Source organism: Chryseobacterium sp. CS3K3.1 (assembly GCF_059515165.1).
In genome coordinates, this window is record NZ_JCAKRV010000001.1 from 1 (window position 1) to 25,820 (window position 25,820).

The 25,820-nt window shown below is 36.8% G+C and carries 24 protein-coding genes; 10 read left to right on the forward strand and 14 right to left on the reverse strand.

The features are described 5' to 3' along the window. Positions 1 to 3 precede the first annotated feature (3 nt). Entirely contained in the window at positions 4 to 171 is a 168-nt protein-coding gene (locus AC5YGI_RS00005; protein WP_330745098.1) for a bacteriocin-like protein, read from the reverse strand. Between the two features lie 262 nt (positions 172 to 433). On the opposite strand from AC5YGI_RS00005, the gene AC5YGI_RS00010 reads away from it, so the two are divergent. Together AC5YGI_RS00010 and AC5YGI_RS00015 are read left to right on the forward strand one after the other, a co-directional pair. Next, positions 434 to 688, forward strand: coding sequence for a hypothetical protein (locus AC5YGI_RS00010; RefSeq protein WP_330745097.1), 255 nt, complete (start codon positions 434 to 436; stop codon positions 686 to 688). A gap of 205 nt (positions 689 to 893) precedes the next feature. Continuing rightward, positions 894 to 1,649, forward strand: coding sequence for a DUF5995 family protein (locus AC5YGI_RS00015; RefSeq protein ID WP_330745096.1), 756 nt, complete (start codon positions 894 to 896; stop codon positions 1,647 to 1,649). A gap of 57 nt (positions 1,650 to 1,706) precedes the next feature. Here AC5YGI_RS00015 and AC5YGI_RS00020 read toward each other — a convergent pair whose 3' ends face one another. The 5 genes from AC5YGI_RS00020 to AC5YGI_RS00040 all read right to left on the reverse strand — a co-directional run bounded on the left by AC5YGI_RS00020 (position 1,707) and on the right by AC5YGI_RS00040 (position 9,545). Beyond that, positions 1,707 to 4,805, reverse strand: a complete 3,099-nt coding sequence (locus AC5YGI_RS00020; RefSeq protein ID WP_330745095.1) for an efflux RND transporter permease subunit — start codon at positions 4,803 to 4,805, stop codon at positions 1,707 to 1,709. Then, a complete protein-coding gene (locus tag AC5YGI_RS00025) occupies positions 4,805 to 5,920 on the reverse strand; it encodes an efflux RND transporter periplasmic adaptor subunit (protein ID WP_330745094.1) in 1,116 nt (371 codons plus the stop codon). Before AC5YGI_RS00025 ends, AC5YGI_RS00020 begins: the two co-directional genes overlap by 1 nt. A 3-nt stretch (positions 5,921 to 5,923) precedes the next feature. Then, entirely contained in the window at positions 5,924 to 7,198 is a 1,275-nt protein-coding gene (locus tag AC5YGI_RS00030; RefSeq protein ID WP_496167245.1) for a TolC family protein, read from the reverse strand. Between the two features lie 305 nt (positions 7,199 to 7,503). Beyond that, the gene (locus AC5YGI_RS00035) at positions 7,504 to 8,868 is read right to left on the reverse strand and encodes a sensor histidine kinase (protein ID WP_496167246.1); all 1,365 of its coding nucleotides are present in this window, start codon (positions 8,866 to 8,868) and stop codon (positions 7,504 to 7,506) included. Positions 8,869 to 8,870: 2 nt separating this feature from the next. Further along, positions 8,871 to 9,545 carry a response regulator transcription factor gene (locus tag AC5YGI_RS00040; protein ID WP_446106901.1) on the reverse strand — a complete coding sequence of 225 codons (675 nt, stop codon included), beginning with the start codon at positions 9,543 to 9,545 and terminating at the stop codon, positions 8,871 to 8,873. A 200-nt stretch (positions 9,546 to 9,745) separates the two neighbouring features. Here AC5YGI_RS00040 and AC5YGI_RS00045 point away from each other — a divergent pair, with 200 nt between their 5' ends. The 4 genes from AC5YGI_RS00045 to AC5YGI_RS00060 all read left to right on the forward strand — a co-directional run bounded on the left by AC5YGI_RS00045 (position 9,746) and on the right by AC5YGI_RS00060 (position 13,772). Beyond that, on the forward strand, positions 9,746 to 11,251 hold the full coding sequence (locus AC5YGI_RS00045) for a DNA recombination protein RmuC (RefSeq protein ID WP_330745090.1): 1,506 nt from the start codon (positions 9,746 to 9,748) through the stop codon (positions 11,249 to 11,251). Positions 11,252 to 11,262: 11 nt separating this feature from the next. After that, positions 11,263 to 12,102: a LytTR family transcriptional regulator DNA-binding domain-containing protein gene (locus AC5YGI_RS00050; RefSeq protein WP_330745089.1), complete on the forward strand. Its 840-nt coding sequence runs from the start codon at positions 11,263 to 11,265 to the stop codon at positions 12,100 to 12,102. A gap of 90 nt (positions 12,103 to 12,192) precedes the next feature. Next, positions 12,193 to 12,984 (forward strand): CPBP family intramembrane glutamic endopeptidase, encoded by a 792-nt coding sequence (locus tag AC5YGI_RS00055; RefSeq protein ID WP_330745088.1) that lies wholly within the window; start codon positions 12,193 to 12,195, stop codon positions 12,982 to 12,984. 20 nt (positions 12,985 to 13,004) lie between these two features. Beyond that, positions 13,005 to 13,772, forward strand: a complete 768-nt coding sequence (locus AC5YGI_RS00060; protein WP_330745087.1) for a TrmH family RNA methyltransferase — start codon at positions 13,005 to 13,007, stop codon at positions 13,770 to 13,772. 119 nt (positions 13,773 to 13,891) lie between these two features. Here AC5YGI_RS00060 and AC5YGI_RS00065 read toward each other — a convergent pair whose 3' ends face one another. Continuing rightward, a complete protein-coding gene (locus AC5YGI_RS00065; protein ID WP_034694620.1) occupies positions 13,892 to 14,221 on the reverse strand; it encodes a hypothetical protein in 330 nt (109 codons plus the stop codon). 183 nt (positions 14,222 to 14,404) lie between these two features. Here AC5YGI_RS00065 and AC5YGI_RS00070 point away from each other — a divergent pair, with 183 nt between their 5' ends. Continuing rightward, complete coding sequence (locus AC5YGI_RS00070; RefSeq protein ID WP_330745086.1) at positions 14,405 to 15,586, forward strand: hypothetical protein; 1,182 nt, start codon at positions 14,405 to 14,407, stop codon at positions 15,584 to 15,586. Further along, on the forward strand, positions 15,570 to 16,151 hold the full coding sequence (locus AC5YGI_RS00075) for a hypothetical protein (RefSeq protein WP_330745085.1): 582 nt from the start codon (positions 15,570 to 15,572) through the stop codon (positions 16,149 to 16,151). The genes AC5YGI_RS00070 and AC5YGI_RS00075 overlap by 17 nt, the downstream gene beginning before the upstream one ends. On the opposite strand, the gene AC5YGI_RS00080 is transcribed toward AC5YGI_RS00075, so the two are convergent. Genes AC5YGI_RS00080 through trhO form a run of 4 tightly spaced genes read right to left on the reverse strand, consistent with a single transcriptional unit; the run spans position 16,115 to position 19,575 of the window. Beyond that, complete coding sequence (locus AC5YGI_RS00080; RefSeq protein ID WP_330745084.1) at positions 16,115 to 16,675, reverse strand: 5-formyltetrahydrofolate cyclo-ligase; 561 nt, start codon at positions 16,673 to 16,675, stop codon at positions 16,115 to 16,117. The two genes, AC5YGI_RS00075 and AC5YGI_RS00080, sit on opposite strands and share 37 nt — an antisense overlap. A 5-nt stretch (positions 16,676 to 16,680) precedes the next feature. Further along, positions 16,681 to 16,911 carry a ferredoxin gene (locus tag AC5YGI_RS00085; protein WP_454510964.1) on the reverse strand — a complete coding sequence of 77 codons (231 nt, stop codon included), beginning with the start codon at positions 16,909 to 16,911 and terminating at the stop codon, positions 16,681 to 16,683. Further along, a complete protein-coding gene (locus AC5YGI_RS00090) occupies positions 16,911 to 18,155 on the reverse strand; it encodes a peptidase U32 family protein (RefSeq protein WP_330745082.1) in 1,245 nt (414 codons plus the stop codon). Before AC5YGI_RS00090 ends, AC5YGI_RS00085 begins: the two co-directional genes overlap by 1 nt. Positions 18,156 to 18,213: 58 nt before the next feature. Further along, positions 18,214 to 19,575 (reverse strand): oxygen-dependent tRNA uridine(34) hydroxylase TrhO, encoded by a 1,362-nt coding sequence (trhO, locus tag AC5YGI_RS00095; RefSeq protein WP_330745081.1) that lies wholly within the window; start codon positions 19,573 to 19,575, stop codon positions 18,214 to 18,216. 340 nt (positions 19,576 to 19,915) lie between these two features. Here trhO and AC5YGI_RS00100 point away from each other — a divergent pair, with 340 nt between their 5' ends. Both AC5YGI_RS00100 and AC5YGI_RS00105 read left to right on the forward strand, forming a co-directional pair. Further along, a complete protein-coding gene (locus tag AC5YGI_RS00100) occupies positions 19,916 to 21,442 on the forward strand; it encodes a trypsin-like peptidase domain-containing protein (RefSeq protein WP_202840891.1) in 1,527 nt (508 codons plus the stop codon). A gap of 163 nt (positions 21,443 to 21,605) precedes the next feature. Beyond that, a complete protein-coding gene (locus tag AC5YGI_RS00105; RefSeq protein WP_330745080.1) occupies positions 21,606 to 22,175 on the forward strand; it encodes a GNAT family N-acetyltransferase in 570 nt (189 codons plus the stop codon). 65 nt (positions 22,176 to 22,240) lie between these two features. Here the strand turns inward: AC5YGI_RS00105 and AC5YGI_RS00110 are convergent, their stop codons facing one another. From AC5YGI_RS00110 to AC5YGI_RS00120, 3 genes are all read right to left on the reverse strand, one after another. Next, positions 22,241 to 22,696 carry a hypothetical protein gene (locus tag AC5YGI_RS00110; protein ID WP_034694594.1) on the reverse strand — a complete coding sequence of 152 codons (456 nt, stop codon included), beginning with the start codon at positions 22,694 to 22,696 and terminating at the stop codon, positions 22,241 to 22,243. After that, the gene (locus tag AC5YGI_RS00115; RefSeq protein WP_034694591.1) at positions 22,696 to 23,076 is read right to left on the reverse strand and encodes a RidA family protein; all 381 of its coding nucleotides are present in this window, start codon (positions 23,074 to 23,076) and stop codon (positions 22,696 to 22,698) included. The genes AC5YGI_RS00110 and AC5YGI_RS00115 overlap by 1 nt, the downstream gene beginning before the upstream one ends. Positions 23,077 to 23,222: 146 nt before the next feature. After that, positions 23,223 to 25,808, reverse strand: coding sequence for a putative LPS assembly protein LptD (locus tag AC5YGI_RS00120; protein WP_454510961.1), 2,586 nt, complete (start codon positions 25,806 to 25,808; stop codon positions 23,223 to 23,225). Between the last annotated feature and the right edge of the window lie 12 nt (positions 25,809 to 25,820).

The window sequence follows — 25,820 nt, forward strand, 5'->3', positions numbered from 1 at the left end:
TTCTTAATCGAAACAGATAAATGGTTTTTTTGGTGGATAGCAGCAATAAGGGTTGCTGCAGAATGTGTACCCTGCCGGACATCCCCCATCTACAGGTGCTTCACAGGCTAATGCTGCACCTCCTAAAACAGTCTTTAACTCTTTTCTGTTTAAGTTTTTTAAATTTTTCATGATTAATTTAGTTTAATTTGATTTCCTACTCTTGAAGATTTTCGGATTCCTCTTTATTATTTCTCTTTACCTGGAAATAAATATACAATTTATTTTTTAATTCATTACATTTCAAACAATTATATATAAATAAATTAAAAATTTTAATTAATCAACTTTGTTTTGATGAATTAATTTAACTATTTTAGCTTATTGATAATTAACATTATTAAACTAATTACCAACAAGTTAACCATCAATCAACACCATAATTAAAAAACTCATGAAAAAATTAAACATTACAAAACTTTCGAGAACAGAACTGAAAGATGTATTCGGCGGAACACTATACCCGGCAGAATGTCCCGGAGGATGCCATGGTGAAGGCATGATCAGATGTCCTGACGGTACTACTACCATGACGAACTTTATATGCATGGGAGGAACCTGTCAACCGGCCGCCATGTGCAAACCCCTGATCCTTGAACCTTTTCCTGATCCGATTATCATCACTGATCCGGTTATCATCACCCCATAATCAGAATGAAAAATACATAAAGAGGCTGTCTCAAAAGTCAAACAATTGGCTTTTGTCATTGACTACGTCGAATCTTCGATTTCTGACGAAGGAAGAATCTTATTGATAAACAACTACATGAGATTCTTCACTACATTACATTTCGTTCAGAATGACAATTTTGAGACGCCTCTTTTTTAGTATCTTTAAGTAAACAAAAACCATCATGAAAACCATTGACGAAGTTCTGAAAAAACTGGATGAAATAATCATCTGGTGTAAAGAAAACAAGAGTCCGGCAGGATATTTTGCCTGTACCTACAGAATCATGACCGCACAGGTTCTGAAAGGAATTCAGCAGAAAAAATTTGAAGACAATCCGAGGATGACTTCACTTGACATTGCGTTTGCACAAAGATATCTTCAGGCATGGGACAGCTACAGTAAACATGAAAGATGCACCAACTCATGGTACATCGCTTTTGAAGCTGCTAAAAACAGGAATCTTTTAATATTACAGCATATATTTCTTGGTATGAATGCTCACATCAACCTGGACCTTGGTGTTTCTGCCGCTTCTATTATGCCTTACCGGAAAATAAATCCTTTAAAAAAAGATTTTGAAAACATTAATAATGTCATTGCATCAATTAATCAGAACGTACAGGATTCTTTAAACAAAATCTGTTATCCGGTAGATCTTGTTGACAAACTCTCCAACGGACAGGACAATGCTGTCCTTGATTTTGCCATTTCCAAAGCAAGAGATACTTCCTGGGCAACAGCAGTCATTGCCTCCAATACTCCTAACTTCTTAAGAGAATCTGTGATTGGTATTGTAGATTATGCCGCTGCAAAAGTTGCCACCCAAATTCTGAACCCGAAGATCCTCACTCCTGCTCTTCTGAAGGAGCTTAAAAAATGTGAAAGCAGTGATGTGATAAAAAATATTGAGGTTTTAGAATCTACAAAAAATTCGTAAAAAAGGCCGGGATCTTCCTCACGGACCCCGGCCTCATAATGAACAAAATAAAAGAAACTATATGGCTTCCTTATGCTTTTTGCGATAGGCGTAATGAAAAATAATTGGTAACACCGTAAATGAAAGCAGCATACAGATAATTAATCCTCCTACAATCATAATGGCTAAAGGTTTCTGAATTTCCGATCCCATTCCATTCGACATGGCTGCCGGAAGAAGTCCCATAGAACCCATCAGGGCAATCATCACCACCGGGCGGATTCTGCTTTTCACTCCCTGAGCTATGGATTCTTTAAGTGACATCCTGTTTTGCAGATTTTCTTTCATCACTCCGATCAGAACGATACCATCAATGGTGGCCACTCCGAAAAGGATAATGAAACCAATTCCTGCTGAAATTCCGAAGATCGTTCCCGTAAACCAAAGGGATAAAAACCCTCCGATGAATGCAAATGCCAATGTAATGGAAGAAATCAGCGTATCTTTTATATTTCCGAAATTGAAGTACAACAGCATCAGAATAAGAACTAAAGAAATCGGCACCACCATAGCCAGCTGTTTTGCGGCTCTTTCTTTACTTTCAAACTCTCCGGCCCACGTCATTTTATGCTTTTTCGGAAGCTTCACATCTTTATCTACTTTCGCTTTGGCTTCTTTGATGGTACTTCCCAGATCACGTCCTTCAATATTAAATCCAACTCCGATATATCTGCTGTTTCCTTCACGGTAAATAAATGATGGCCCCGTATGATAATCAATGGTTGCAATTTCTTTCAGCGGAACTTTTTTATTGTCCTGAGTCGGGATCAGAATATTTCCCATTTTTTCAGGCGTATCTCTGTAATCTTTTTCAAACCTGAGCATTACGTCAAACATTCTCTCCTGTTCATAAAACTTGGTAGCGGCCTGCCCTCCGATTGTCATTTCAATCACAGCCTGTGCATCTGCTGTGGAGACTCCATATTTTGCCATTTTGGAATCGTGAAGCTGTATTCTCAACTCAGGAAGTCCGATATTTTTGAAAACATTCACATCCGATATTCCCGGAACGGTTCTGATGGAATTAGCTACTTTATTGGCGTAATTTTCCAGCTCAAATAAATCATTCCCGAAAATTTTAATCACCAGCGGAGCTTTTACTCCTGCCACATATTCTTCCACGTTATCTTGTATAGGCTGACTAAATCCAAAATTGATACCCGGAAATTTCTCAAGAGAGACTCTCATCTCTTCAAGGAGTTCTTCTTTGGATACTTTTTTCTTCCATTCATTTTCCGGCTTCAGCTGAATATTAAATTCGATATTAAAGAACCCGGTGGGATCGGTTCCGTCGTTAGGACGGCCTGTTTGGGTCATGACAAATTTTACTTCATCATACTTCATGAGAATTTCCTTCATTTCTTTGGTCAATCGTACAGATTCATCCAGATTGACACTGTTGGGAAGGGTTGCTCTTACATAAATTGCGCCTTCGTTCAGTTTGGGTAAAAACTCAGATCCATAATTGGAGAATCTCCATCCGCAAACAGCAAGCAAGGCAACGAAACCAATGATGAATCCCTTTTTGTGACGGTCACTGAACTCGTAGATTCTATAGATATTGACTTTGAAGAATCTTGAAATAAAGTTTTCTTTCTCTTCAATATTTTTTGTCAATAGCAGCTTACACATTGCCGGAACATACGTTAAACTTAAGATCAATGATCCTAGTAATGCATACCCAAGTGTAAATGCTAATGGAGAGAACATCTTACCTTCTACTTTCTGGAAAGAGAAAATCGGCATCAGAGCAACAATAAGAATCAATAAGGCGAAGAAAATATAGCTCGCTACGCTTCCTGCACTTTTCTTGATGATACCGAGTTTTGAAATTTTATTGAATCTCCGCAGCCCTATCTTTTTTGCTTTAAGTTCGAGGGCGACAAAGACATGTTCCACAATAACCAGCGTTCCTTCCAGAAGCAGCCCAAAATCCAGTGCTCCCATGGAAATCAGATTGGCCGGCAGACCCTGAATTTTAAGCATAATAATAGCAAACAGGAAAGCCAGAGGAATCACTGACGCTACAATAAAAGTGGTTCTCCAGTTGTAAAGGAAAATAAATACAATGATGGAAACCAGAATAACTCCTTCAATAAGGTTTTTGGAAACGGTATGAACCGTTGTGTTCACCAGTTCTGTACGGTCGATGATCGGAACAATCTGAACGTCACCAGGAAGTTCTCCTCCATTCAGTTCTTCTATTCTGTCTTTCAGTCTTGCAATGACTTCGCTTGGATTTTCGCCCCGAAGCATAATCACAATTCCCTGTACAACATCATTTTCTTTGTTGTATCCTACCTGCCCCAATCTCGGTTTCGCAGAAACTTTTACTTCCGCAACGTGTTTCACCAGAATAGGGGTTGAACCTTTGACCTCGATCTGAATATTCTCTATATCTTCTTTTTTCTCCAAAAGACCGATCCCCCGCACTACATAAGCCTGATCACCTTTTGCCACTACATCTCCTCCTACATTGATATTACTCTTCGAAACTGCTTCATACACATCCAGGGGGGAAAGGTCGTAATTGTGTAATTCCGTAGGATTAATTTTTATTTCATATGTTTTTTCTTCTCCTCCAAAGCTCACGACATCAGCCACTCCGGGAACGGCCAGCAATTCTCTTTCTACCACCCAATCCTGAATAGCGGTTACTTCTTTGATCGGGAGTTTACTCTTGATAATATATCTGTAAATTTCACCGGTAGCTCCCGAAGGAGGCTCAATACTGTATTCTGCTCCGGCTGGAAGTTCTACGTTTCCCAGTTTATTGGAAGCATATTGCTGGGCATAAAAATCATTGACATGATCATCAAAAATAACCGTCACCACAGACAATCCGAATAAGGAAATGGAACGCACCGATGTTTTATTCGGGATGGCATTCATTTCCTTTGAAATGGGTAATGTGACAAATTTTTCAATTTCCTCAGCACTTCTTCCAGGCCATTGGGTAATCACTCTCACCCTGGTATTGGTAACATCCGGAAATGCTTCAATAGGTGTATGCAGATAGGAATAGATTCCTCCGGCGAGCAATAGAAAAGTTCCCAAAAGAACAATCAGTGAGTTTTTTAAAGAGAAGGAAACTATATTCTGTACAAATTTTCGCATTACTTCGTGGAATTATTTAATTGGTTTTTCAGGTTTTCATAAATCAGCAGCCCGTTGGAAGCAATGACATTTTCACCTGGTTTTAAATTGCCTTCTACATAAATATACTGGCTGTTGGAAGCAATTTCCGTTACGGGTCTGATCTCCAGTTCACAGTCTTTTTTGTAAACCACTACATAGCTTTGGTTATTGTCAAAGATTAAGGCTTTCGCAGGAATAGCCAATGCGCTTTTATTTTGTGAATTCACTGGCAATACTACATCTGCAGACATTCCCGGTCTCAACTTCATCCCGTTATTATCCATAATGATTTTGGCTTTGAGTACTCTTTCATTTTCATTAAAAACCTGGGAAATAGTATTAATCTTCCCTGAAAAACTGTCATCAGGATAAGCAAGCGTTTTCACCACTACCGGCTGATCCACATAAACGTGTCTCATATTGGTAGCATACACATTGGCCATTACCCATACCTTATCCAGATTGGAAATGGTAAAGAGCTGATCTCCTCCGGCAGTAACAGGCATTCCTTTTGAAATATTCTTTGAAATCACATATCCGTCCGCAGGCGCTTTTATCTGAATCGTGCTTCCTCCGGCGGAATACAGCTGCATATTTTTCTGTGTCTTGGAAATATTGGATTGCAGTATGGCTACTTCAGATCTTGCTTCCTGCAAATCTTTTTGAGAGGCAATATCATCTTTATACATGGCTTCTACGGAAGACAGTTTTCTTTTCGCAACAGCCAGCTGCGCCTGCAGAGTCTGGGTATCATCCTGCATTTCGTTAACGGCTGTACTTTTTACACTAGCCAGCGTTTGTCCTTTTTTCACATAATCACCAAGAGAGAAATAAGTATCTATTACCACTCCGTCTACAAGACTTACAAAAGGAACCGTTTTATCAGAATTACTTTCCACTTCCCCGGTAAGCGTAATACTTTCTTCTATGGGAAGCATTTCTGCTTTGGCCAGTTTAATCTCTTGTTTAAGTTCTTTGCTGATGCAATAGGCTTTTTGGGTTTCTTTATTTTCTGCTTTTCCGGCACAGCCTGTAAAAATGACGAGGGCAGACAGGTAAGCCGCAGCAATGTATGGGTTCATATTCTTGTTCATATCTTATAAATCTTGTCCTACAACATACTGCAGGTTTTCGTAGTATTGATTCAATTCTTTTTTAGTATCCAGGATGATCATTTTATTTCCGATATAGGTATCCAGAAAATCCATATATTCAAGCATGCTGATATTTCTGAGTCTGAAATTTTTCTCATGGCTTATCAACAGTCCGTCCAGCGTAGATTCGTAATTGTCATCAATTTCTTCCGACACCTGTTGTGTTCTGATATAGTTTCTGAAAACAGATACAATTTCGTTCTCAGATTTCAGCATGTTTTTGCGGGTCTCCAGTTTACTTTTCTCAATTTCGAGCTTAGCTTCCTGAATATTTCCTTTGTTACGGTCGAAAATGGGCAGATCCATAGAAACTCCTAATCCTATAAAGTCTTTCATGATATTTCCTCCGCGGTCATATCCAATAGAAACTGCAACATCAGGTGTTTTCATAGCGTTTTGAATTTCCAGATTTTTGGCAGCGTGTTTCTCTTTATTTTTGGAGATCATGATATCGGGACGGTTTTCTTTTGCCTTTTCCATCCATTGATTCATTTCCAGCTCTGACAGTTGTTTTTCGGGCATGACCAATGGATCTGAAATCTCCAGATAGGTTTGAGAAGGCAGCATTAATAAAGCTTTCAGTTCTACCTGCTGGTCTTCGATTTCCTGCTTCAATGAAACCAGTTTCTTTTTGAATTCAATTTCCTGGGCTTTTAAGCGGACATATTCAGCTTTACTGATATTACCAAGGTTTAATTGATTATTATAGGATTTTGTTAATTTCTCAATGGAAGCAATCTGTCCCTGATAGATCTTTTGCTGTTCCTGATTATATAGAATTTCAGTAATCGTATTTCTGAGTGTCTTTTTAAGTTCACGCAAAACTTCCTGCAGTTCATACTTCTCTCCTTCCACTTCTATTTTCTGAAGTTCAATATTTTTTCTTCTTTTCCCTGCCGTCTGAATCACCTGTTCGATCTCGGCAGAAATCTGGGTACTTTTTCCCCAGTTTCTGATCAGCGCAGGCTGCTCTTCGATGTCATAGGTTCTCCATAGATTCACCTCACTGATACTCAATGTAGGATTAGGCCAGTATTTAGCCTGGACAGCTCTTGCCTCGGCTTGTGAAATTTCAAGTTTCTGTGCAATAAGGTCAAGGTTTTTAGCCAGAAAAATAGTTTCAGCCTCCTTTCTGCTGATTTTCATAGTGTCTGAAATCTGTGCAGAAAAGAAACTGAAACAGGGAATATAAAATAGTGTAAAAAATAGCTTCTTCAAGGGTCTCTTATTTAAGACCACAAAGCTATTTGTCTAATATTAGAGGGAATTGTAAAGAGAATTAAAATTCGGTTAGTTCAACATTAGAGTTTGATTAGAACTTTTTTTATTCCTGGGAATTGTGTTTGAATTGGTATGTTTTGGCTAAAGCCGAAGGATTTTGATTGTATTTTGTAAGCGGGTTAAAACCCACTCCTATTGAATTTAAATCTCTCACAGATTTCACGGATGACACAGATTTTTAAGATTTAAAATGAAGCTAAAATCATCAATTGGTGAGATCTGCGAAATCTGTGGAAGAAAAATCAGGAATGGGCAGGAAATTCCAGAAGAACATTGGTTCCCACATTAACCGCAGAATCAATTTTCATCACAATATGATGATGATCAAAAATACTTTTTGAAAGCGATAAACCAATTCCGCTGCCTTTTACAGCATCTACATTTTTTCCTCTGTAGAAAGTCTCTGATATTTTCACAAGATCATCAGCCGGAATTCCTCTTCCTTCATCCCTGACCTCAATGTACAACTGACTGTTCATTTCAGATAATGTGATTACTATAGGTTTGTCATAGGAATATTTGATGGCATTTTCTACAATATTATATAACGCCAGGTAGAGAAGCGTCTCGTTTCCCGGGAATTCCAGCAAAGCAGGTTTCGTTACCTGAAGCTGTATTTTGATAGATGAATGATTTTCTTTTGCCTTGGGCTCCAGTTTTTCATAAATCTTCCAGATCAGCTCGTCTACTCTCATAGGTTTGTGAGAAGATTCCAGTTTGGTCATTCCGGACATCAGCAAAAGATTATTGAGAATATTTTCAATCTCATATACGTTTTCCAATGACTCTTTGGCCACTTCCCTATATTCTTCCGGTGTACGGTCTTTTTGGGCAAATACTTCAAGATTCCCTGAAATGGCGGCTAAGGGAGTTTTAAATTCATGAGAAACATAATTGATAAAGTTCTGCTGTAAAAGCACATTTTCGGAAATTCTGCCCAGCAGTTTATTATAAGATTTAATGAGATCTTCAATTTCATCATTGGTATTGGTGGAAGTAATAATTGCCGTAGAAATGTTATCATATTCCACTTTATTGATCCGTTCCACCACATTGGAAATAGGTTTATAAACTACCTTGGAAAGATATCTGCTCAGGAAATAGATGGCAAGCAGTCCAATGACCAGCACCGAAAGCATGATAATAGCCAATCTCAGGATCTGCGACTGGAAAGAATCGTTGGAAGACTTTACAAAAACCACAAAGTCACCCTGGTTATCAGGATAAAAAATTCCGTAGTAGAATTGATTATCAGACATAAACTGAATTCCTTTATTATTCCGGACAGCCTGCAAGTGGGAAAGTTTTATATTCTTATCATTCAGATTGTGTCCAAAAGTCACTTCATTATTCTGATTATAAACCGCTACCCTGTTATTCTGAATCAGATGATTGTATTCTTTTTTGATCTGGGCATGTCGGTCTTTCGGGAGTTCGTCTTTTTCAAGATAATAAATAGCAGAGATAAGAGCCGTATTTCTCAGTTTTTCAAAATAAAAAATCTTGGTACTGTCATAGTAGGCAAAAAATATCACCGCAGATGTGATGATAGAAACAATGCCGAATGAAAGGCTTGAAATAAGGGTAAATCTGTTTCTGAGCGTCATTTTCAGTCTTTGATCAAATAGCCGGTTCCTTTTACTGTATGAATAATTTTCTGTTCTGTCTCATCAATCTTATTACGGACATAAGAAATATAAACATCCACTACATTTGTTGTATTATCAAAATCAATTCCCCATACCTTATGCAAAATCTGGGTTCTGCTCAATACTTTATTTTTATTCTCCATCAGGAAAGTAAAAAGTTTATATTCCGTCGGTGAAAACTCTATTTCCCTACCGTTCTGGGTTACTTTATGAAGATCGGTATCAATGGTGATATTGCCACAAGACAACAATTGGTCTTCCTTCTGATAACTTAATTTATTTCTTCTGGTTAACGCTTTAATCCTTGAAATCAGTTCTTCAAAATGAAATGGTTTTGATAAATAATCATCAGCACCCATATCCAGCATTTTGATCTTATCATCAGGACTGTTCAAAGCACTTAAAACCAAAATCGGAGTATAATTTCCTTTAAATCTGATAATTTGTGTCAACTGCATGCCATCCAGTCCGGGAAGCATAATATCCATTAAAATAATATCAAAATCATAGGTATGAAGAAGCTCGCGTGCCTTTTCACCGGAATCTGCCAGGGTCGTATTATAGCCAGCCTCGGAAAGGCCTTTTATCAGGAAATTACTGATTCTTTGATCATCTTCTACCAGCAAAATATTCATAAGTCTCTGAAATTTCCCATAAATATAGGTATTCTAATTCAGAAAGGAAGATGGAGGCCGGAAGAGAGAAGTAATAGAATTTTATAAAGCAATTGTTTCATTTTATTTACCTTTAAAAAAAACAGTCAGTTCTTGTCGGTCCAAAAGGAACTTCCAACATCCCGCTTCCAGCTTCCAGCCTTTTTTCATAATTTTGAAACATGGAGATGATATATTTAATTATTGGATTGGTTGCCGGTGGCATACTGGGAGCGGTTATTTTATATTTTGCGCTGAAATCGTCAATGGTTTCTAGAAGTTCTTATGATGCACTGAACACCTTATCTATTAAAAATCAATCTGATCTTGAAAATTCCAACCAGAAAATTCAGGAGCTTAATCAAATCATCAGTGAAGAGAAAGAAGCCAATATGCTGCAGCAGGACCTTCTGGATGATCTGAAAAACGAATTTTCTAAAATCTCTGCCGAATATTCTTCTTTGAACATCCAGTTTCAGGAGTTAAAACAAATCAATCAGAGACAGACTTCTCAGATAGAAACCCACATTCTTGAAAAGCAGACCCTTTTTGCTAAAAACTCTGAGCTTTCTGCTAAAAATGAAGGTCTCCAACAATCTCTTGACACCCAGAAAGAAGAAATTGTCAAGATTCAGGAAGATTCTAAACTTCAGTTTGAAAACCTTGCCAATAAAATTTTAGAAGAAAAAACAGAAAAGTTTACGGCTTTAAATCAAAATAATTTAAAAAATATCCTTGAACCTTTTCAGGAGAAAATCGCGGACTTAAAAAACAAAGTCAACGAAGCCTACGAAAAGGAAAATAAAGAACGCTTCTCCCTTGCTGAAAAAGTGAAAGAACTGGCAGAACTGAACCAGCAGATTTCTGAGGATGCCAAAAAACTGACCCGTGCTCTGAAAGGAGAAAGCAAAACCCAGGGGAACTGGGGCGAAATGATTCTGGAAAGTATTCTTGAAAAATCCGGACTGGTAAAAGGAAGAGAATATTTCCTGGAGCATGAATTGCGTGATGAAGATAACAAAGCTTTATTCTCCGAATTTTCCGGAAAGAAAATGCGTCCTGATGCTGTTGTAAAATACCCGGATGAAAGAAATGTCATCATTGATTCTAAAGTATCTCTGACCGCTTTCACAGAATTGGTAGATGAAACTGATGCTGATGTTTATGCCATAAAACTGAGCCAGCATCTTGGATCTATCAAAAACCATATTAATCAACTCAGTCAGAAAGCATACGATGACTATGGAAAATCATTGGATTTCGTGATGATGTTTATTCCGAGTGAACCGGCTTATATTGCAGCAATGCAGGCAGACCAGAATCTTTGGAACTATGCTTACGAAAGAAGAATCCTGTTGTTGAATCCAAGCAATCTGATCACTTCTCTTAAGCTGATTGCCGATCTTTGGAAACGCGAATATCAAAACCGGAATTCTATTGAAATTGCTGATCGAGGAGCCAGACTCTATGACAAATTTGTAGGTTTTGTAGAAAATCTGGAAAAAGTAGGACGAAATCTGGATCAGGCGAAAAATGTATTCAATGATGCTTACAAGCAGCTTCATACCGGAAATGACAACCTGGTAATCCAGACTCAGAAATTGAAATCATTAGGCATTAAAAATAAAAAAGAGCTGCCTCAAAGTCTTATTGACAACGGCAATTTTATTGAAACATCAGAAAGTTAAATCTGGATTTTATGTTTTCATTTACAGCACATCCATACCCCAAATCCGAATCTTTCAAAGAAATTTTTGTTTCTTCATTGGGAGCAGGAGTTGCTGTGTATTTGTTTCTGATTATTTTACAGCCTTTTGGTACGGAAAACTTTCAACATCCTTACAAGTTTTTACTACTTTTCCCCTATTGTATTATTTTTGGAACTGCATTTTTAATCGCTAATCTTATAACTTCCCGTTTCAGCAACTGGAATATTGGTTTGGAACTCTTAAAAATAACTTTCATTCTATGTATGGGTTCTGTTCTATCCTACTTTTACAATTCATTATTCTTGAGCCATGTAAAGCTGGATATAGTCAATTACTTTTATATGTTCCTGTATACTTTGGCTGTCGGAATTCCTATTTCAATCATCTATATTTTATCACGGTACATCTATTTAAAGAATATTCATGAAAAGAAAGCCCGCGATATTTCTCAACATCTTCCCGTTTCGGCTTCTGAACAACGACAAAATCTGTTAAAAATAACGGCACAGAATATAGAACTTATCATCAATGAGAACGATTTTCTATTCGTTCAGTCCATGGAAAACTATTGTACATTTTACTTCTTAGAGAACAACAGCTTACAAAAAGCATTTATAAGAATAAGTTTAGCCAATGCTTTACAACAAATCGAAACAGGCTCTGTCAAAAAATGCCACCGTTCTTATATTGTCAACCTTGGAAGGGTAAAGAAACTCAAAGGAAATGCTCAGGGTTATAAATTAATTCTTCCGGAAATTGATTTTGAAATTCCTGTTTCAAGAAGTTTTATTCCTTCAATTATTCCTCAGTTACAGCAGCAAAATCTATAAATTTTGTCATTCGTCACTATTCTTTGTCATTCATCACATTAACTTGAAAACATTGATTTAAAGCTACATTTTTGCTCAAAATTAACAGTTATGAGTAAAAACATCCGCTTCTTTTTCATCTTTATTCTAGGATTTACAGCCTATTATTTCTTTGATTTCCTCTTTTTTAAAACCATACAGACTCTCTCAAAAGATTTGTTTCACAGTAAAGCAATAGCCCATATAATTGCTTATTCGGTAACATTAATCCCATTGATAGTCACATTAAAAATTCTGTTACCTCAAAGAAATATCCTTGATCTGTTCTCATTAAACAAACCCATTACCATAGGATTTGTGTTAGCACTTACCGGAACTATTCCTATGCTCATTGGATACCTGATTCATTTTAAAACAATCTCTAAAATAAATTTTGAATCCTTGTTTATCAATACTCTTTCATCAGCATTTTTTGAAGAAATTATTTTCAGAGCATTTCTTATCGGAATACTATACAGATTTACGCGGCTTGGATTTTTATCCTCTGCATTATTAGGGTCATTGCTGTTTGCACAAGTACATTTGTATCAAAGTCAGAACTTAATAGAACTTACCGAAATATTTACCATTACATTTTTAGGATCAATATTTTTCGCCTGGGCATATTTTGAATCGGAATACAACTTATGGACCGCCATTTTCCTTCATTTTTTTATGAATTTGTACTGGGAAATCTTTAATGTATCGGAAAATGTTTCCGGAAACTTCTATGGAAATCTCTATAAACTTCTCTCCATTATCGTCCTGATCTTAGCGGTCATCTATTCTAAAAGGAAAAACAAAACTCCATTTGAGGTTACATGGAAAAGCCTTTTTATCAAAACCAGAGAAGTTCAATCATAAATTTTGCATAATTTTGCAGCATGTTGATAGAAAGTTTTCAAAACGATAAAATAAAAAACGTCACTAAGCTCCTTACTGACAACAGGTTTCGTAAAAAATCAAAAGTTTTTGTGGTAGAGGGCCAGCAGGAAAATGAAAGGGCCATTCAGTATGATTTTGAACCGCTGGAGTTCTTTATCTGTGAAAATATCTTTAAAGGAACTCTTCCCGATGGAAAAATCCATTATGTAAGTGTAAAAGTCTATGAAAAAATAGCTTACAGAGGAAGTTCCGAAGGAATTATCGGCATTTACCATACCAAAGAAAATTCACTTTCATCATTTGTTCCTAAAGAAGATGCTACGATAATCATTGTAGAAGGCGTGGAAAAACCGGGAAATCTTGGCGCTATTTTAAGAAGCTGTGAGGCATTTGGTATTGATGCGCTGATTGTTGCTGACGGGAAAACCGATTTCTACAACCCTAATGTGATCAGATCCAGTGTAGGATGCCTTTTCGGAATGGAAGTCTATCAGGCTGAAAATACGGAAACATTGGAATTCCTGCAGAAAAACAGTTTCAATATCTACACTACGCTGATGGACGAAAGTGCTGAAGACCTTTATCAAAGAGATTTCAGACAGCGTTCTGCCGTATTATTCGGAACGGAACATTCCGGGTTAAGTGACTTCTGGATCGGAAAAGGAAAAAACACACTGATCCCCATGGCCGGAAGTATTGATTCTTTGAACCTGAGCAATGCAGTAGCAATTACGTGCTATGAATCTCTGAAACAAAAGAAAGGATAAACTGTTGGTCTTATTCTGATAGTAAATAGATTGCTTCGCCTAAGTCCCGCAATGACTAAGCATAAAAAAACCGTTTCACTGGGTGAAACGGTTCTTTTATTGTTAAGCGTATGCTAGAATTATTTCTTAGCAGCATCTTTAGCAGCATCAGCAGCTCCTTTAGCAGCATCAGCAGCACCTTTAGCAGCGTCAGCAGCACCTTTAGCAGCATCTTTAGCAACTTCAGCACCAGCAGCAGTAGTAGCAGCAGCAGCATCTTTAGTAGCTTCTACAGCAGTAGTTGCAGCAGAATCAACAACTTTAGCAGCTGAATCAGAAACTACAGCAGCAGAATCAGCTACAGTAGCAGCAGCAGAATCAGTTGTACCTTCAGTAGCAGTAGCTTCAGTTTTTTTACAAGCAACTAGAGAGATTGCAGCGATAGCAGCTACGAATAATGACTTTTTCATAATAAATTAAATTTAATTTTGTTAATATTGTTTTATAAAATTTTCTTCTGTTCTGTTATTTGAACAAGACAAAGGTAGAGCAGTTAGAAAATTTGTCTATGAAAAATAATTGTAATACCTTTGTAAAATAGTTTTACAAAAAAACATAGCTGATAATCAACAATTTAATTATTTTTTGAAAAATTGACAGATTTGGATCTATTACACTTTGAACAGCTAAAAAAGGATGTTCAGGGTCAATACTTAAAAGAATATACCCCTTCGCAGGATGACATATCCAAGTGGAAGGGTATAGATATTATATATTTTCAGGAAGACCTTCGAAAAAAAGCGAAAGGAAACATCAGTGAAAAGTCATTTTACACTTATTTTAAAACTTCACCGGTTACTAAATTACCAAGAATAGATATGCTCAATTTATTGAGTATTTATGCAGGTTACAACTCATGGTACGATTTCAAGAAACAGCATCTTTTTGCGGGTGAATTACTTCAGGAAAATGAAAATTTTGAAGACGAAGATCTCGAAGAACTTGAAAAAACAGTTTCTGAAGCTCCTGAACTTCCAAAAACTGAATTTCAACCTAAAAAAGTTGAAATCAGGACCCCAGAAAATACTGATTTACAAAAATCGAATACTGAAAATCAATTAGTTAATCAAAACAAGACAATTACCCACGAAACTGAAATTTCATCTGTTCCGGCAAAGAAAAATTTCTTCAAAAAGAATGCCTGGGCACTTGTTACTTCAGTTTTGATTACCATTACCGGTCTTTTAGGTTTTAAAGATGTTCTTTTTTCAAAAACTTATAAATATTGTTTCATTGATAAGGACAGAGGAGTTTCTGTGATCAATACTTTAGAAATAATGGTAGTGAAGGAAAATGAATCTCCGTTGATGTATAAAATAAAGCCGGGCGAATGTTTTTATTATTCTACCAAGGATAAAAATTTAAAAATGAGAATCAGCGCCCCTTTCTATGAGCCACTGGAAGTGAACAGAAACCTTGAAAATGCTCCTGAAGAAGAAAAGATCGAATTAAAGCCGGATGATTACAAGATGGCGGTTTATTATTTCTCTATCAAAGACATCAAGGGAGGAAATCCGGATGAGCAGGTTGCTCTTATCAAGCAAAAAAGAAATCAGCTTGAAAACCTGATCAGTAACAATGCAGTAATTTATCAGGTATATGACAATGATACGTATGGTATAGAAAGCCTGAATAAGCAGAAATATATCACGCTGGTAACTACTCCAACGACCTCTCTGAAAAACCTGAATGTAATAGAAATGAAAAAGGATACCAAAGGTAAAATTGTATCCATCAAATTTAAAATTGCTACCACAGATGAAAAGAATAAGTAATTTTTTAATTTTCACCGTGCTTCTGACGTTATTTATTGCCTGTAATAATAAAACCTCAGAGGTAAGCGACCTCGATAAGCTACGAAACAGCACCAACGAAAAAAGCTACCCTGCCGTACAGATGGATAGCATGCAGGCGATTAATTCCATCACCAAACAGAAAGTTCAGGAACTTCTTGATCTATCTACTCTATATCTCAGTGGAAACAGAAATACGGAAATAGATACTGTCATTTATTCCCAGATGGAAAGCTATTTTCACAAACCGGATTCACTGACATTTAAAAGATTACTGAAAGAACTGGACAGCATGAAAGTAAAGACAGCGAAAGTCAGCAATCTGAATGTATATAAAGATTTTTATAAAAAAGATACACTAGACTACGCCAAGTTTAATGTGGAATATTTTGATAGTAAGAACAAGTCTCTGGGAAGCTTTGAAAAGAATGCACAATACATCTTATTGTCTACATCAAAGCTTAAAAAAGAGTTTAAATTCTACTTTTTAGATTTTTATTCCAAACCGCTTCAAAAAGACAGCACTTCGGTAGGAGTAACCAAATAGTCAAGAGGAATATCATTTTCCCAGACATCATCCACATATTCATCGGGGGCAAAATAATTGACTCCGATTTTTTTTGCCTCGGGAGAAATAGTTTGAAACAAGCCGTCATAAAATCCTTTACCATAGCCTACTCTGTTCCCTTTTTTGTCGCAATACAACAAAGGCGTAATCACATAATGAAAGTATTTTTCGCCAGAATCTTCATTGGAAACAGGTTCTGAAATCCCCCAACTGTTGGTTTCAAAAGCAGTATCTTCGGAAATTTCAATATTAATCAGTTTATCCGCTACAATTTTAGGAACATACACCCGGATATTCTGTGCTAAAAAATATTGAATGAAGATTTGGGTATCAATTTCTTTTCTTGCCGGAATCGGGATAAAAACGTGTACTTTTTCTGATTCTTTTGGCTTAAAATATTGAATGAAATTCTCAAAAATCTTCTCAGATAACAGAAAAGCCTCATCGGCAGACAAGGCTTTCCTTTTTTGGGTATATTTTTTTCTAAGCTCAGCTTTCAGCATAATGATTAAGTGATTCTTACAGAAATAATTTTCACAGGACAGGCGTTGGCAGCTCTCTCCAAATATTCAAACGCTTCGTGGTCTGGTGTTTTTAACGTGTAGAAGCCTTTTTTATCAATAGTCTTAAGCAATACCGATTTACCATCTTTTTTAGACATTCTAAAATATTCCGGAGCAAATTCGACACAGTAATTACAACCAATACATTTTTCTCTCTGAAGTGTAGCAATGACCATTACGCTTTAACAATTTTATATAATTTGTCACTTGGCCGTACACGGAACTTCGTAGGAAAAGTAATCACATCAGACTTTGTTGCCTTGTCTGCCCCTGTCTTCGCATCAACAATCATACTTTCGATGACCATTTCCTGTGATCCTGTAGTAGGTCCCTGTATAAGGACACTGTCTCCTACAGAAATATCATAGGCTTCAACCACAAATTCTGCAATATTGGATTTCGGATAGAAATGCCGTCCTTTTCCAATATAAACTTTCTTTTGTGTTGCACTGGAACCGGAGTTTGAAGACCAGTCACCCAGCTCCTGACCAAGATAATATCCACTCCAGAAGCCTCTGTTGTATACGGTCTCCAGAAGTTTCATCCATTCACCCACTTTTTCTTGAGAAAACGTTCCTTCCGCAATACTGTCAATTGCTTCTCTATAACATTTTGTAACTGTTGCTACATATTCCGGAGCCCTCCCTCTTCCTTCTATCTTTAAGACTTTCACGCCGGCATCCACAATCTGATTCAGGAAACCAATCGTACAAAGGTCTTTGGGAGACATCATATATTCGTTATCAAGTTCAATTTCAAAACCTGACTCCTGATCAATCACTGTATATTTTTTCCGGCAGTTCTGTTTGCAGGCCCCTCTGTTTGCTGAAGAATTATGGGAATGCAGGCTCAGATAACATTTCCCGGATACAGCCATGCATAAGGCACCATGTCCGAAAATCTCCACTTCAACAAGATTACCGGAAGGTCCTTTTACCTGATCTTTTTCAATCTGAGTACAGATTTTTTTGATCTGGCTGATACTTAATTCACGGCTCATCACCATGGTATCAGCAAAAAGAGCATAGAATTTTACGGTTTCAATATTGGTTATATTAATCTGGGTGGAAATATGCACCTCCATACCAATTTGCCTTGCATAAGAGATTACAGCCTGGTCCATTGCAATTACTGCTGTGAGACCTGCTTCTTTCGCTTTATCTAAAAGTGTTCTGACGATAGACAGATCATGATCATAGATGATGGTGTTAAGGGTCAGATACGTTCTTACTCCTTTTTCAGCACATCTTTTGGCGATTTCCGGCAGATCATCAATCGTGAAGTTCATTGTTGCTCTTGCACGCATGTTGAGCTGCTCAACACCAAAATAGACAGAGTCTGCACCGTTATCTATAGCTGCCTGAAGTGATATGAAATCTCCTGCAGGAGACATCAGTTCTATTTTTCCGCTTGTTGTCATTGTAAGTCTGGAATTATTAAGTTGTTAAAACAGAAATAATTGTATTGACAGCTATGAATTATGCATTTTGCACAATTCTGTACAATTTATCAGATAAACGAACTCTGAATGGCAGTGCAAATGTAATCTGATCTCCAATGTTTGCCGTTTCACAAGGCCCTCCGTTAGCATAGATTTCAGTAATGGTAACTTCCTGTTCTCCTGTTGTTGGACCGGAAATTAATACTTTATCACCTATTGACAGATCTTTGTTCTCAATTAAAAACTGTGCAATTTTTGATTTTGAATAGTAATGCTCTGCTTTACCAATCAATTCTTTTTTGACAGCAATCTTCTGACGGATATTTTTTGTCTCAGCTTTTGCCAAAGGCTTATCAGTTAAATCTCCTGAGTTTTTAAATTTCAGGGCATCTGATTTTCCTTTTCTGAATACTTTATTTCCAACCTGTAATCCCTTTCTCAGTTTCACCTGTTCATCCCACGGCAAATGAATGGTATCCAGACATTCTGTAGAGCAGCAGTTTTCCATCGCAGCTTTACAGTCGTCACATTGGATAAACAACAAATGACAGGCATCATTGGCACAATTGGTATGATTATCACAAGGTTTTCCACACTGGTGGCATTGTGCAATAATATCATCTGTAATTCTCTCCCCCAGGCGGTGGTCAAATACAAAGTTTTTACCAATGAATTTACTTTTTATTCCTTCTTCTTTGATCTGGCGTGTATATTCAATGATACCGCCTTCCAGCTGATATACATTTTTGAATCCCTGATGTTTGAAGTAAGCACTTGCTTTTTCACAACGGATTCCACCGGTACAATACATCAGCAGGTTTTTATCTTCTTTAAAATCCTGTAACTGTTCATTGATGATGGGTAAACTTTCTCTGAAATTTTCCACATCCGGAGTAATGGCACCTTCAAAATGCCCTACTTCACTTTCGTAATGATTTCTGAAATCTACAACAATGGTATTGGGGTCTTCCAGCATATTATTGAATTCCTGAGCTTTTAAGTGAATTCCTTTATTGGTCACATCAAAAGTTTCGTCATTCAAACCGTCAGCAACAATTTTGTTTCTGACTTTTATGGTTAATTTTAAAAATGAGTAATTGTCCTGGTCTACCGCTACATTCAAACGGATTCCTTTCATGAAGTCATAAACTTCCAGCGTATCACGAAAAGCCTCAAACTGATCTGCAGGAACACTCATCTGAGCATTAATTCCTTCTGTAGCAACATAAATACGGCCAAGAGCATCAAGGGCATTCCAGGCTATAAATAATTCGTCGCGAAATTTTTTGGGGTCTTCGATTTTGGCATACGCATAGAAAGACAAGGTAAGGCGGTCTTTACCGGCTTCATCAATAAGTTGAGCTCTTTCTTCTGCGCTTAAGGTGTTATACAGTTGCATGCTATAAACGTTTTAAGTGAGAATAAAAATTTTTGCAAAGATAATAATTTTAGAATTAAGTATATTTATGACACCAATTACGAACAATAAGCAGTAACCTGCCAGCAATGAAAATCAGATCACTATGTATGATAAGTCTGCCATATTTTCTTTAATTTTTTTTTAAGTTTTGTTAACTGTGGCATTAACAATTATGACATAAGGCACAAAATCATATAATAGCCGTTAAATTTTAGTTAAAATTGAAACATAGCATACTAATTGCTTACTTATTTAACATTAAATTTGTTTACTCAAAAACATAAAAAGAAAATTAATTAATAAACAAGAAAGATATACAATGAAGAGTACTTTAAAAAAACTATTACCATTTGCAGTAGTTGGAGTCCTTTCCGGAGCTACTACCGTTGGAGCTTTACAATATTTCGGACACGGCTCCAACAATGGAGATCAATCTTATTTCACAACAGCAGCACCCAATACTTCATTCGCAGGAATGAATACGGGAGCCGTAGGTGATGATTTTGTAAAGGCGGCTAAAACAACCGTTCCCGCTGTAGTAACTATTAAAAATTATCAAAGCAGAACATCAAGCAGAGCTTCAGAGCAGGATTTGTTTGACTTTTTCTTCGGAGATCCTTTCGGGGGAAGAGGCCAGCAGAGACAAAAGCAGCAGGTTCCTGATAATATGCCATCGGGAATGGGTTCAGGGGTAATCATCTCTCCGGACGGTTATATCATTTCCAACAACCACGTGGTAGCAGGTGCCAATAAGCTGGAAGTCGTACTAAGCAACAAAAAATCATATATTGCAACATTGGTTGGAACAGACCCCAATACAGATATCTCTTTATTAAAGATTGAAGAAAAAGGGCTTCCTTATCTGAATTTTGCGAATTCTGACAATATTGACGTAGGGCAATGGGTTCTTGCGGTAGGAAATCCACTAGGATTAAACTCTACGGTAACAGCAGGTATTGTTTCTGCTAAAGGAAGAGGTATCGGAATCCTGGGAAGCCAGGGAAAAGCTGCTAATCCTATCGAAAGTTTCATCCAGACGGATGCTGCTATTAACCCGGGTAACTCAGGAGGTGCGTTGGTAAATACCAATGGAGAACTTATCGGGATCAACTCTGCGATTCAGTCTACCACAGGATATTACCAGGGATACGGATTTGCCGTTCCTTCTAACCTGGCGAGAAAAATTGTTGAGGATATCAAGAAATTCGGAATCGTACAGAGAGGATTCCTTGGAGTTCAGTCTTTAGATCTTTCAAATGATCAGTTAGTAGCATCTTACAACAAGCAGTTTAAAACCAATCTGAAAGTAGGTTCAGGAATCTATATTACAGGATTTGGTGAAAACAGTGGTGCTGAAGATGCAGGATTGAAAAAAGGAGACGTTATCACCAAAGTAGACAACTACGATATTACAGACTTTGCTGATCTTTCCATGTCTATCGGAAGCAAGCGTCCTGGTGACAAAGTTCAGGTAACCTATTCAAGAAATGGTAAAGAAGGAACTACTTCGGTAACGCTCAGAGACCAGAAAGGAGGAACTTCAACCAGAACGAAAGCCGATCTTAGCGTAACAGAAAAAATCGGATCTGAATTTGACCCTCTTACGGAGCGTTTCAAAACAGAATATGGACTGAACAGTGGTGTAGTAGCTAAAAACGTTTCTGAGGGCAGTGAAATGGCTAAAATCGGAATTGTAGATAACTATATCATCATCGAGGTAAACGGCAAACCTGTCAATTCACAGAAAGATGTAGAAAAGATCCTTGAGAAATATCAGGGGAATGTACAGGTGAAATTCGTGGATGATTACGGAAGAATTTATACGAAAGGATTCAAAATGCCTTAATTGAATTTTTTTGATTTCACATTAAAAATTTAACCATTCTTGCTTAAGAATGGTTTTTTTATGAAAAAAAGTTAACTAAACTCAATGCAGAAACTAACACAAGCCATATAAAACACTGATAAACACACTTCTATTTTTTATATATTTGAAAAAACAAAAATGCATGAAAAAAGCTACCTATGAGGATAGAGAGAAAGTCGTTACTATTTTATGCCAGTCCTTCATAAATGTTCTTATTCCCAATTCTATCAATTTTGTCATAAAGAATTCTGGCAACAGATATAAGAGATTGAAAGCATTAATGGAGTTTCAATTTGATTTATCAATGCTAAATGGAAGTATATTTCTCAGCGACGATCACAAAGCGTGCATTTTATACTTAGACAAATTCCCGATCAGTTTAAAAAAAATCTGGCTTGAAATAAAATTGCTGTTCAATTGTATTGGAATTGAAAATATCTTTAAAGTTTTACAACGAGAAAAACTCTTAGCAAAATTTCATCCGGAAGAAAAATTTGTTCATTTATGGTTAATGGCTGTAGTTCCTGGTGAACAGGGAAAAGGAATTGGAACAAAACTTTTACAAGAATCTATGAGTAAATATGAGAACGAACTCATATATGTTGAAACAACAACATTAGAAAACAGAACCTTCTACCAACAAAATGGATTTACCATTTTCCATGAAACCTTTGAGCTGGATTATCCACTTTATTTTTTGAAATATGTTTAATACGGAAATCTACTAACTCTTTTCAACAAAAAGCGCTGCAGAAATCTGCAGCGCTTTTTTATTGTTTATTTAGACTTGTTCATTTTGTCAGCTATACTTTTCTTTTTATTTCTCTCATAGATCACTTCTACAATCTTCCCTCCAATCCAGGAAAACGGAAAGAACGTAAGAAAAATGGAGATCTTATAAAATGTAGGATGATAAGGAAAAATAATAACATCCAACATGGCAATAAAAAGCATAATAAAGCCAATCAGAATAGCATAGGCTACTTTAGCATATTTAACGATAATTGCTGTTGCCACTCCTCCAATCGTAGTTCCTAATCCGGAAATAAATAAAAGGAAGCCAAAAAACGCCTTATCATCTTTCATACTGAAGAGAAACCTTTGCCAATGCTCAAACGGAGCAAAAGCCTCAAAAGTTACCCATTGCGGAAAAGCCCTTATACCAAGAGTAATAATAAGCCCTGCAATACCAAGACCTATCAGAACCGCAATTGTATTTCTTATAAAATTCATTAATCCTGATGTGCAATCATAGAAATTTCGATATCCACATTTTTAGGCAAACATGAAACCTGTACTGTTTCACGGGCAGGATAGCTTTCTGAATCCAAGTAAGATGCATAGATATCATTCATTACAGCAAAATCATCCATACTTTTAAGAAAGATAGTAGCTTTTACAACGTTTTTGAAAGTCATGCCAGCTTCAGTAAGGATAGCTTCAAGGTTTTTCATTACCTGGTGCGTTTCCTTTTCAATTCCTTCTACCAGTTTACCAGTTGCAGGATCTACAGGAATCTGCCCGGAGATATACAAAACTCCGTTGGCCATATTAGCTTGTGAATAAGGTCCGATTGCTGCAGGTGCATTAACTGTGTTGATTATTTGTTTCATATGCGGATATTTAATTTTTTTCTAAGGGTCATAAGCAATCACTATCTGCCATATTCGTTGGTCTTTGAATTCTGCCAACAGTGATTTCATTAGAATTTATTCTGCCTGCAAATATAAAATTTATATTCTCAAATGCCAATCTGATATTAGAAAGGTGCATTAGGCTGGGTAAAGCTTCTGTCTTTGTACTTCAAGGCATCACTTAAGATATTGGCTTTGATACCGATAAAGAAGTCATACACTTTATACTGTCCGAAAGGAACCCAGTTGAAATTGATCGTAAAGCTTCGCTGATCTCTTGAAAAACCAATTCTTGTATATGCCAATTCTTTGGTCACCATATCATAATGGGTACTTCCGTTGATATTCCAGTATGGAGTCAGTTTGATGCTTCCATCCAAACCTAAAGATGCAATTTTATTACCAAACCTGCTTAATCCTTTAGAATAAGCGTAATTGGCGCTGACATTTAAAGTCCAGGCCTGATCAAAATGAGCATAATGATCATCATCAAAATAATAATTTTCATTTCGGATTTCTCCTTTCGAAGAATACTTTTTGGCATAATCTGTTTTTTCTCCAAAAATTTCGCTGCTTAAAGGATATGATAGCTGAACATTGAATCCCTGTACACTGAAGTGTCCGAACTGCTCTGTTCTTATTCCTGTATCCTGTCCCGGCAAGAACTCGATTTTATAAGGTTCCAGTGCAAGACTGGTATTTACCGTCAGTTTATTATTGAAAAATGAAGACTGCCCGTTGATGGAGAACACAGACCAAGGGTGATCTTTAGCCGCAAAGTTATAGCTTCCTGCAAGGTTTAAAGATTCAAAAATTTTGATTTTCTTTACTCCCGTAGAATCACTCTTAGACTTTACTTTCATCTCAATATTGTTACCGATATTGAAACCTAAAGCTCCCTGCATACCGCTTGACGGGCTTCCGACAATTCCTTTTTCAAAAATAGAATACGGCGTCAACGCTCCGTTTGCATTATAATAGTTTCTGTAATATCCGAAATTAGGACTTGAAAAATCCGGGGAATAAGTAAAGCTTACACTCGGGGTCATCATATGTCTTACGGCTTCCACAGCAGATCCTTTTTTGAATTTCATCATTCCGAAAAGTGTCGTCTGGAGACTGGCGGAAGTGGAGAAAGTAGAATATCCTGTAAAGTTTTTATTGATTTCATCAACAGTTACATTCTTTACCGGATCATAATATCTGTTCAGTGTTTTTGTTGTCAGGGCATTGTCAATATTCGCACTTAAACTGAAAGTAAAATATTTCGCCAAAGTTGTATTGGTAGCCAATGCGATATTATTTTTAAGGCCGGTCTGCATTTTATCCCACATTTCTTTTTTAAACAACTCATTTTCCTGAGTATTCACGAAATTGGTAAGGTTGAAACCGGTATTCACTGTAATATTTTCAAGCAATCCCTGTCTGATCCCTGTTCTTGATTTAAATAAATAGAACTGGTTGATGGCCACATTCATCTGCGGAAGACGAAGGTCTGCCAATCCTGTCGCAAAGTTCTGGGAATATGAAGCAGTTCCCGTAATCGTCATCGGCAGTTTCAGGAATCTTTTGGTAAGGGTTACCGTAGAGTTCTGCTGAGTATTCAATACATTCTGGTTGAAAATGTAATTGTTGTTAAGCGGGTTGTTATAGAACTTGGTACTTACAATATCAACAGAAGCACTGAATGTAAGGAAAGGATTGGCTTTGGAATCCTGCGAGTGAGTCCAGTTGATTCGGTAGGTACTGTTTTTAGTATAATCGTCCAGACCTTTGATTCCTCTCACCATTGTACCGATATCTGCCGTAAAGTTTCCTGAGTAACGGTATTTTTTCTGGTAATTCACCTGCGGACGTAAATTCCAGCTTCCTTTTGTATAAATATCTGCTAAAACCTTAAGGTCAAAATGTTCCCCAATGGGTTGGTAATATCCTATTCCGTTCAGGAAGAAACCTACATCTTCTCTTTCCCCGAAACTTGGAATCAGAATACCTGCAGCTCTTTTATCTGAGAATGGTAAAATAGCGAATGGAAGATAAAGCGGTGTAGGAACCTGTTCGATAAACATCTGAATAGGACCGGTCACGATCTGGGATTTTGTTTTGGTTTTAATCAGCTTAATATTATAAGCTCTCATAAAATAATCCGCTGCCGTATCTTTTTTCTTGATAAAATAATCATCCGTTGTATAATCTGCTTTTCTCATTGCAAATACGGAATCATTATATTTTTTAGTTTTCTGCGCTATAATTACCCCTTCACTTTCTTCTGTTCTTGCATTGAAGGCAATGGCCTGTTTTGTTTTTGTATTATAGCTGAATTCGTTAGTTTCGTATTTTTTTCCGGCCTGCGTAGTGATTACAGGCTCCACAATCTTGCCCAAAGAGTCTTGTTTTCCTCTTGCATAGATCAGATTTTTATTATCATCAATAGAGATATAATCTGCATCAATCTGCATATCCTGATACTTTACCTGAGCATTTTTGTTCAGGAATGTCATTTTTTTCGGAACGTCTCTTCTCTGATCATCCGCTTTTGTACGGAGAACATCATTGAGGGTTTCTTTTTTTACAACTATGGTATCCTTTTTGGAAATAGTATCATTAACCGCATTTTTAGGCAATTTTTCAGGAGTTTTCTGTGCTAAAAAATTGTTAAAAATTAGGATAATTAAAATTTGTAATATATTTTTGAAGACGGTTTTGGCCAATTTTATACTATA

What these genes read in the sequence shown, in the direction of transcription:
- AC5YGI_RS00005 (WP_330745098.1), bottom strand. Translation starts at nt 171, where the DNA reads ATGAAAAATTTAAAAAACTTAAACAGAAAAGAGTTAAAGACTGTTTTA.
- AC5YGI_RS00010 (WP_330745097.1), top strand. Translation starts at nt 434, where the DNA reads ATGAAAAAATTAAACATTACAAAACTTTCGAGAACAGAACTGAAAGAT.
- AC5YGI_RS00015 (WP_330745096.1), top strand. Translation starts at nt 894, where the DNA reads ATGAAAACCATTGACGAAGTTCTGAAAAAACTGGATGAAATAATCATC.
- AC5YGI_RS00020 (WP_330745095.1), bottom strand. Translation starts at nt 4,805, where the DNA reads ATGCGAAAATTTGTACAGAATATAGTTTCCTTCTCTTTAAAAAACTCA.
- AC5YGI_RS00025 (WP_330745094.1), bottom strand. Translation starts at nt 5,920, where the DNA reads ATGAACAAGAATATGAACCCATACATTGCTGCGGCTTACCTGTCTGCC.
- AC5YGI_RS00035 (WP_496167246.1), bottom strand. Translation starts at nt 8,868, where the DNA reads ATGACGCTCAGAAACAGATTTACCCTTATTTCAAGCCTTTCATTCGGC.
- AC5YGI_RS00040 (WP_446106901.1), bottom strand. Translation starts at nt 9,545, where the DNA reads ATGAATATTTTGCTGGTAGAAGATGATCAAAGAATCAGTAATTTCCTG.
- AC5YGI_RS00045 (WP_330745090.1), top strand. Translation starts at nt 9,746, where the DNA reads ATGGAGATGATATATTTAATTATTGGATTGGTTGCCGGTGGCATACTG.
- AC5YGI_RS00050 (WP_330745089.1), top strand. Translation starts at nt 11,263, where the DNA reads ATGTTTTCATTTACAGCACATCCATACCCCAAATCCGAATCTTTCAAA.
- AC5YGI_RS00055 (WP_330745088.1), top strand. Translation starts at nt 12,193, where the DNA reads ATGAGTAAAAACATCCGCTTCTTTTTCATCTTTATTCTAGGATTTACA.
- AC5YGI_RS00060 (WP_330745087.1), top strand. Translation starts at nt 13,005, where the DNA reads ATGTTGATAGAAAGTTTTCAAAACGATAAAATAAAAAACGTCACTAAG.
- AC5YGI_RS00065 (WP_034694620.1), bottom strand. Translation starts at nt 14,221, where the DNA reads ATGAAAAAGTCATTATTCGTAGCTGCTATCGCTGCAATCTCTCTAGTT.
- AC5YGI_RS00075 (WP_330745085.1), top strand. Translation starts at nt 15,570, where the DNA reads ATGAAAAGAATAAGTAATTTTTTAATTTTCACCGTGCTTCTGACGTTA.
- AC5YGI_RS00080 (WP_330745084.1), bottom strand. Translation starts at nt 16,675, where the DNA reads ATGCTGAAAGCTGAGCTTAGAAAAAAATATACCCAAAAAAGGAAAGCC.
- AC5YGI_RS00085 (WP_454510964.1), bottom strand. Translation starts at nt 16,911, where the DNA reads ATGGTCATTGCTACACTTCAGAGAGAAAAATGTATTGGTTGTAATTAC.
- AC5YGI_RS00090 (WP_330745082.1), bottom strand. Translation starts at nt 18,155, where the DNA reads ATGACAACAAGCGGAAAAATAGAACTGATGTCTCCTGCAGGAGATTTC.
- trhO (WP_330745081.1), bottom strand. Translation starts at nt 19,575, where the DNA reads ATGCAACTGTATAACACCTTAAGCGCAGAAGAAAGAGCTCAACTTATT.
- AC5YGI_RS00100 (WP_202840891.1), top strand. Translation starts at nt 19,916, where the DNA reads ATGAAGAGTACTTTAAAAAAACTATTACCATTTGCAGTAGTTGGAGTC.
- AC5YGI_RS00105 (WP_330745080.1), top strand. Translation starts at nt 21,606, where the DNA reads ATGAAAAAAGCTACCTATGAGGATAGAGAGAAAGTCGTTACTATTTTA.
- AC5YGI_RS00110 (WP_034694594.1), bottom strand. Translation starts at nt 22,696, where the DNA reads ATGAATTTTATAAGAAATACAATTGCGGTTCTGATAGGTCTTGGTATT.
- AC5YGI_RS00115 (WP_034694591.1), bottom strand. Translation starts at nt 23,076, where the DNA reads ATGAAACAAATAATCAACACAGTTAATGCACCTGCAGCAATCGGACCT.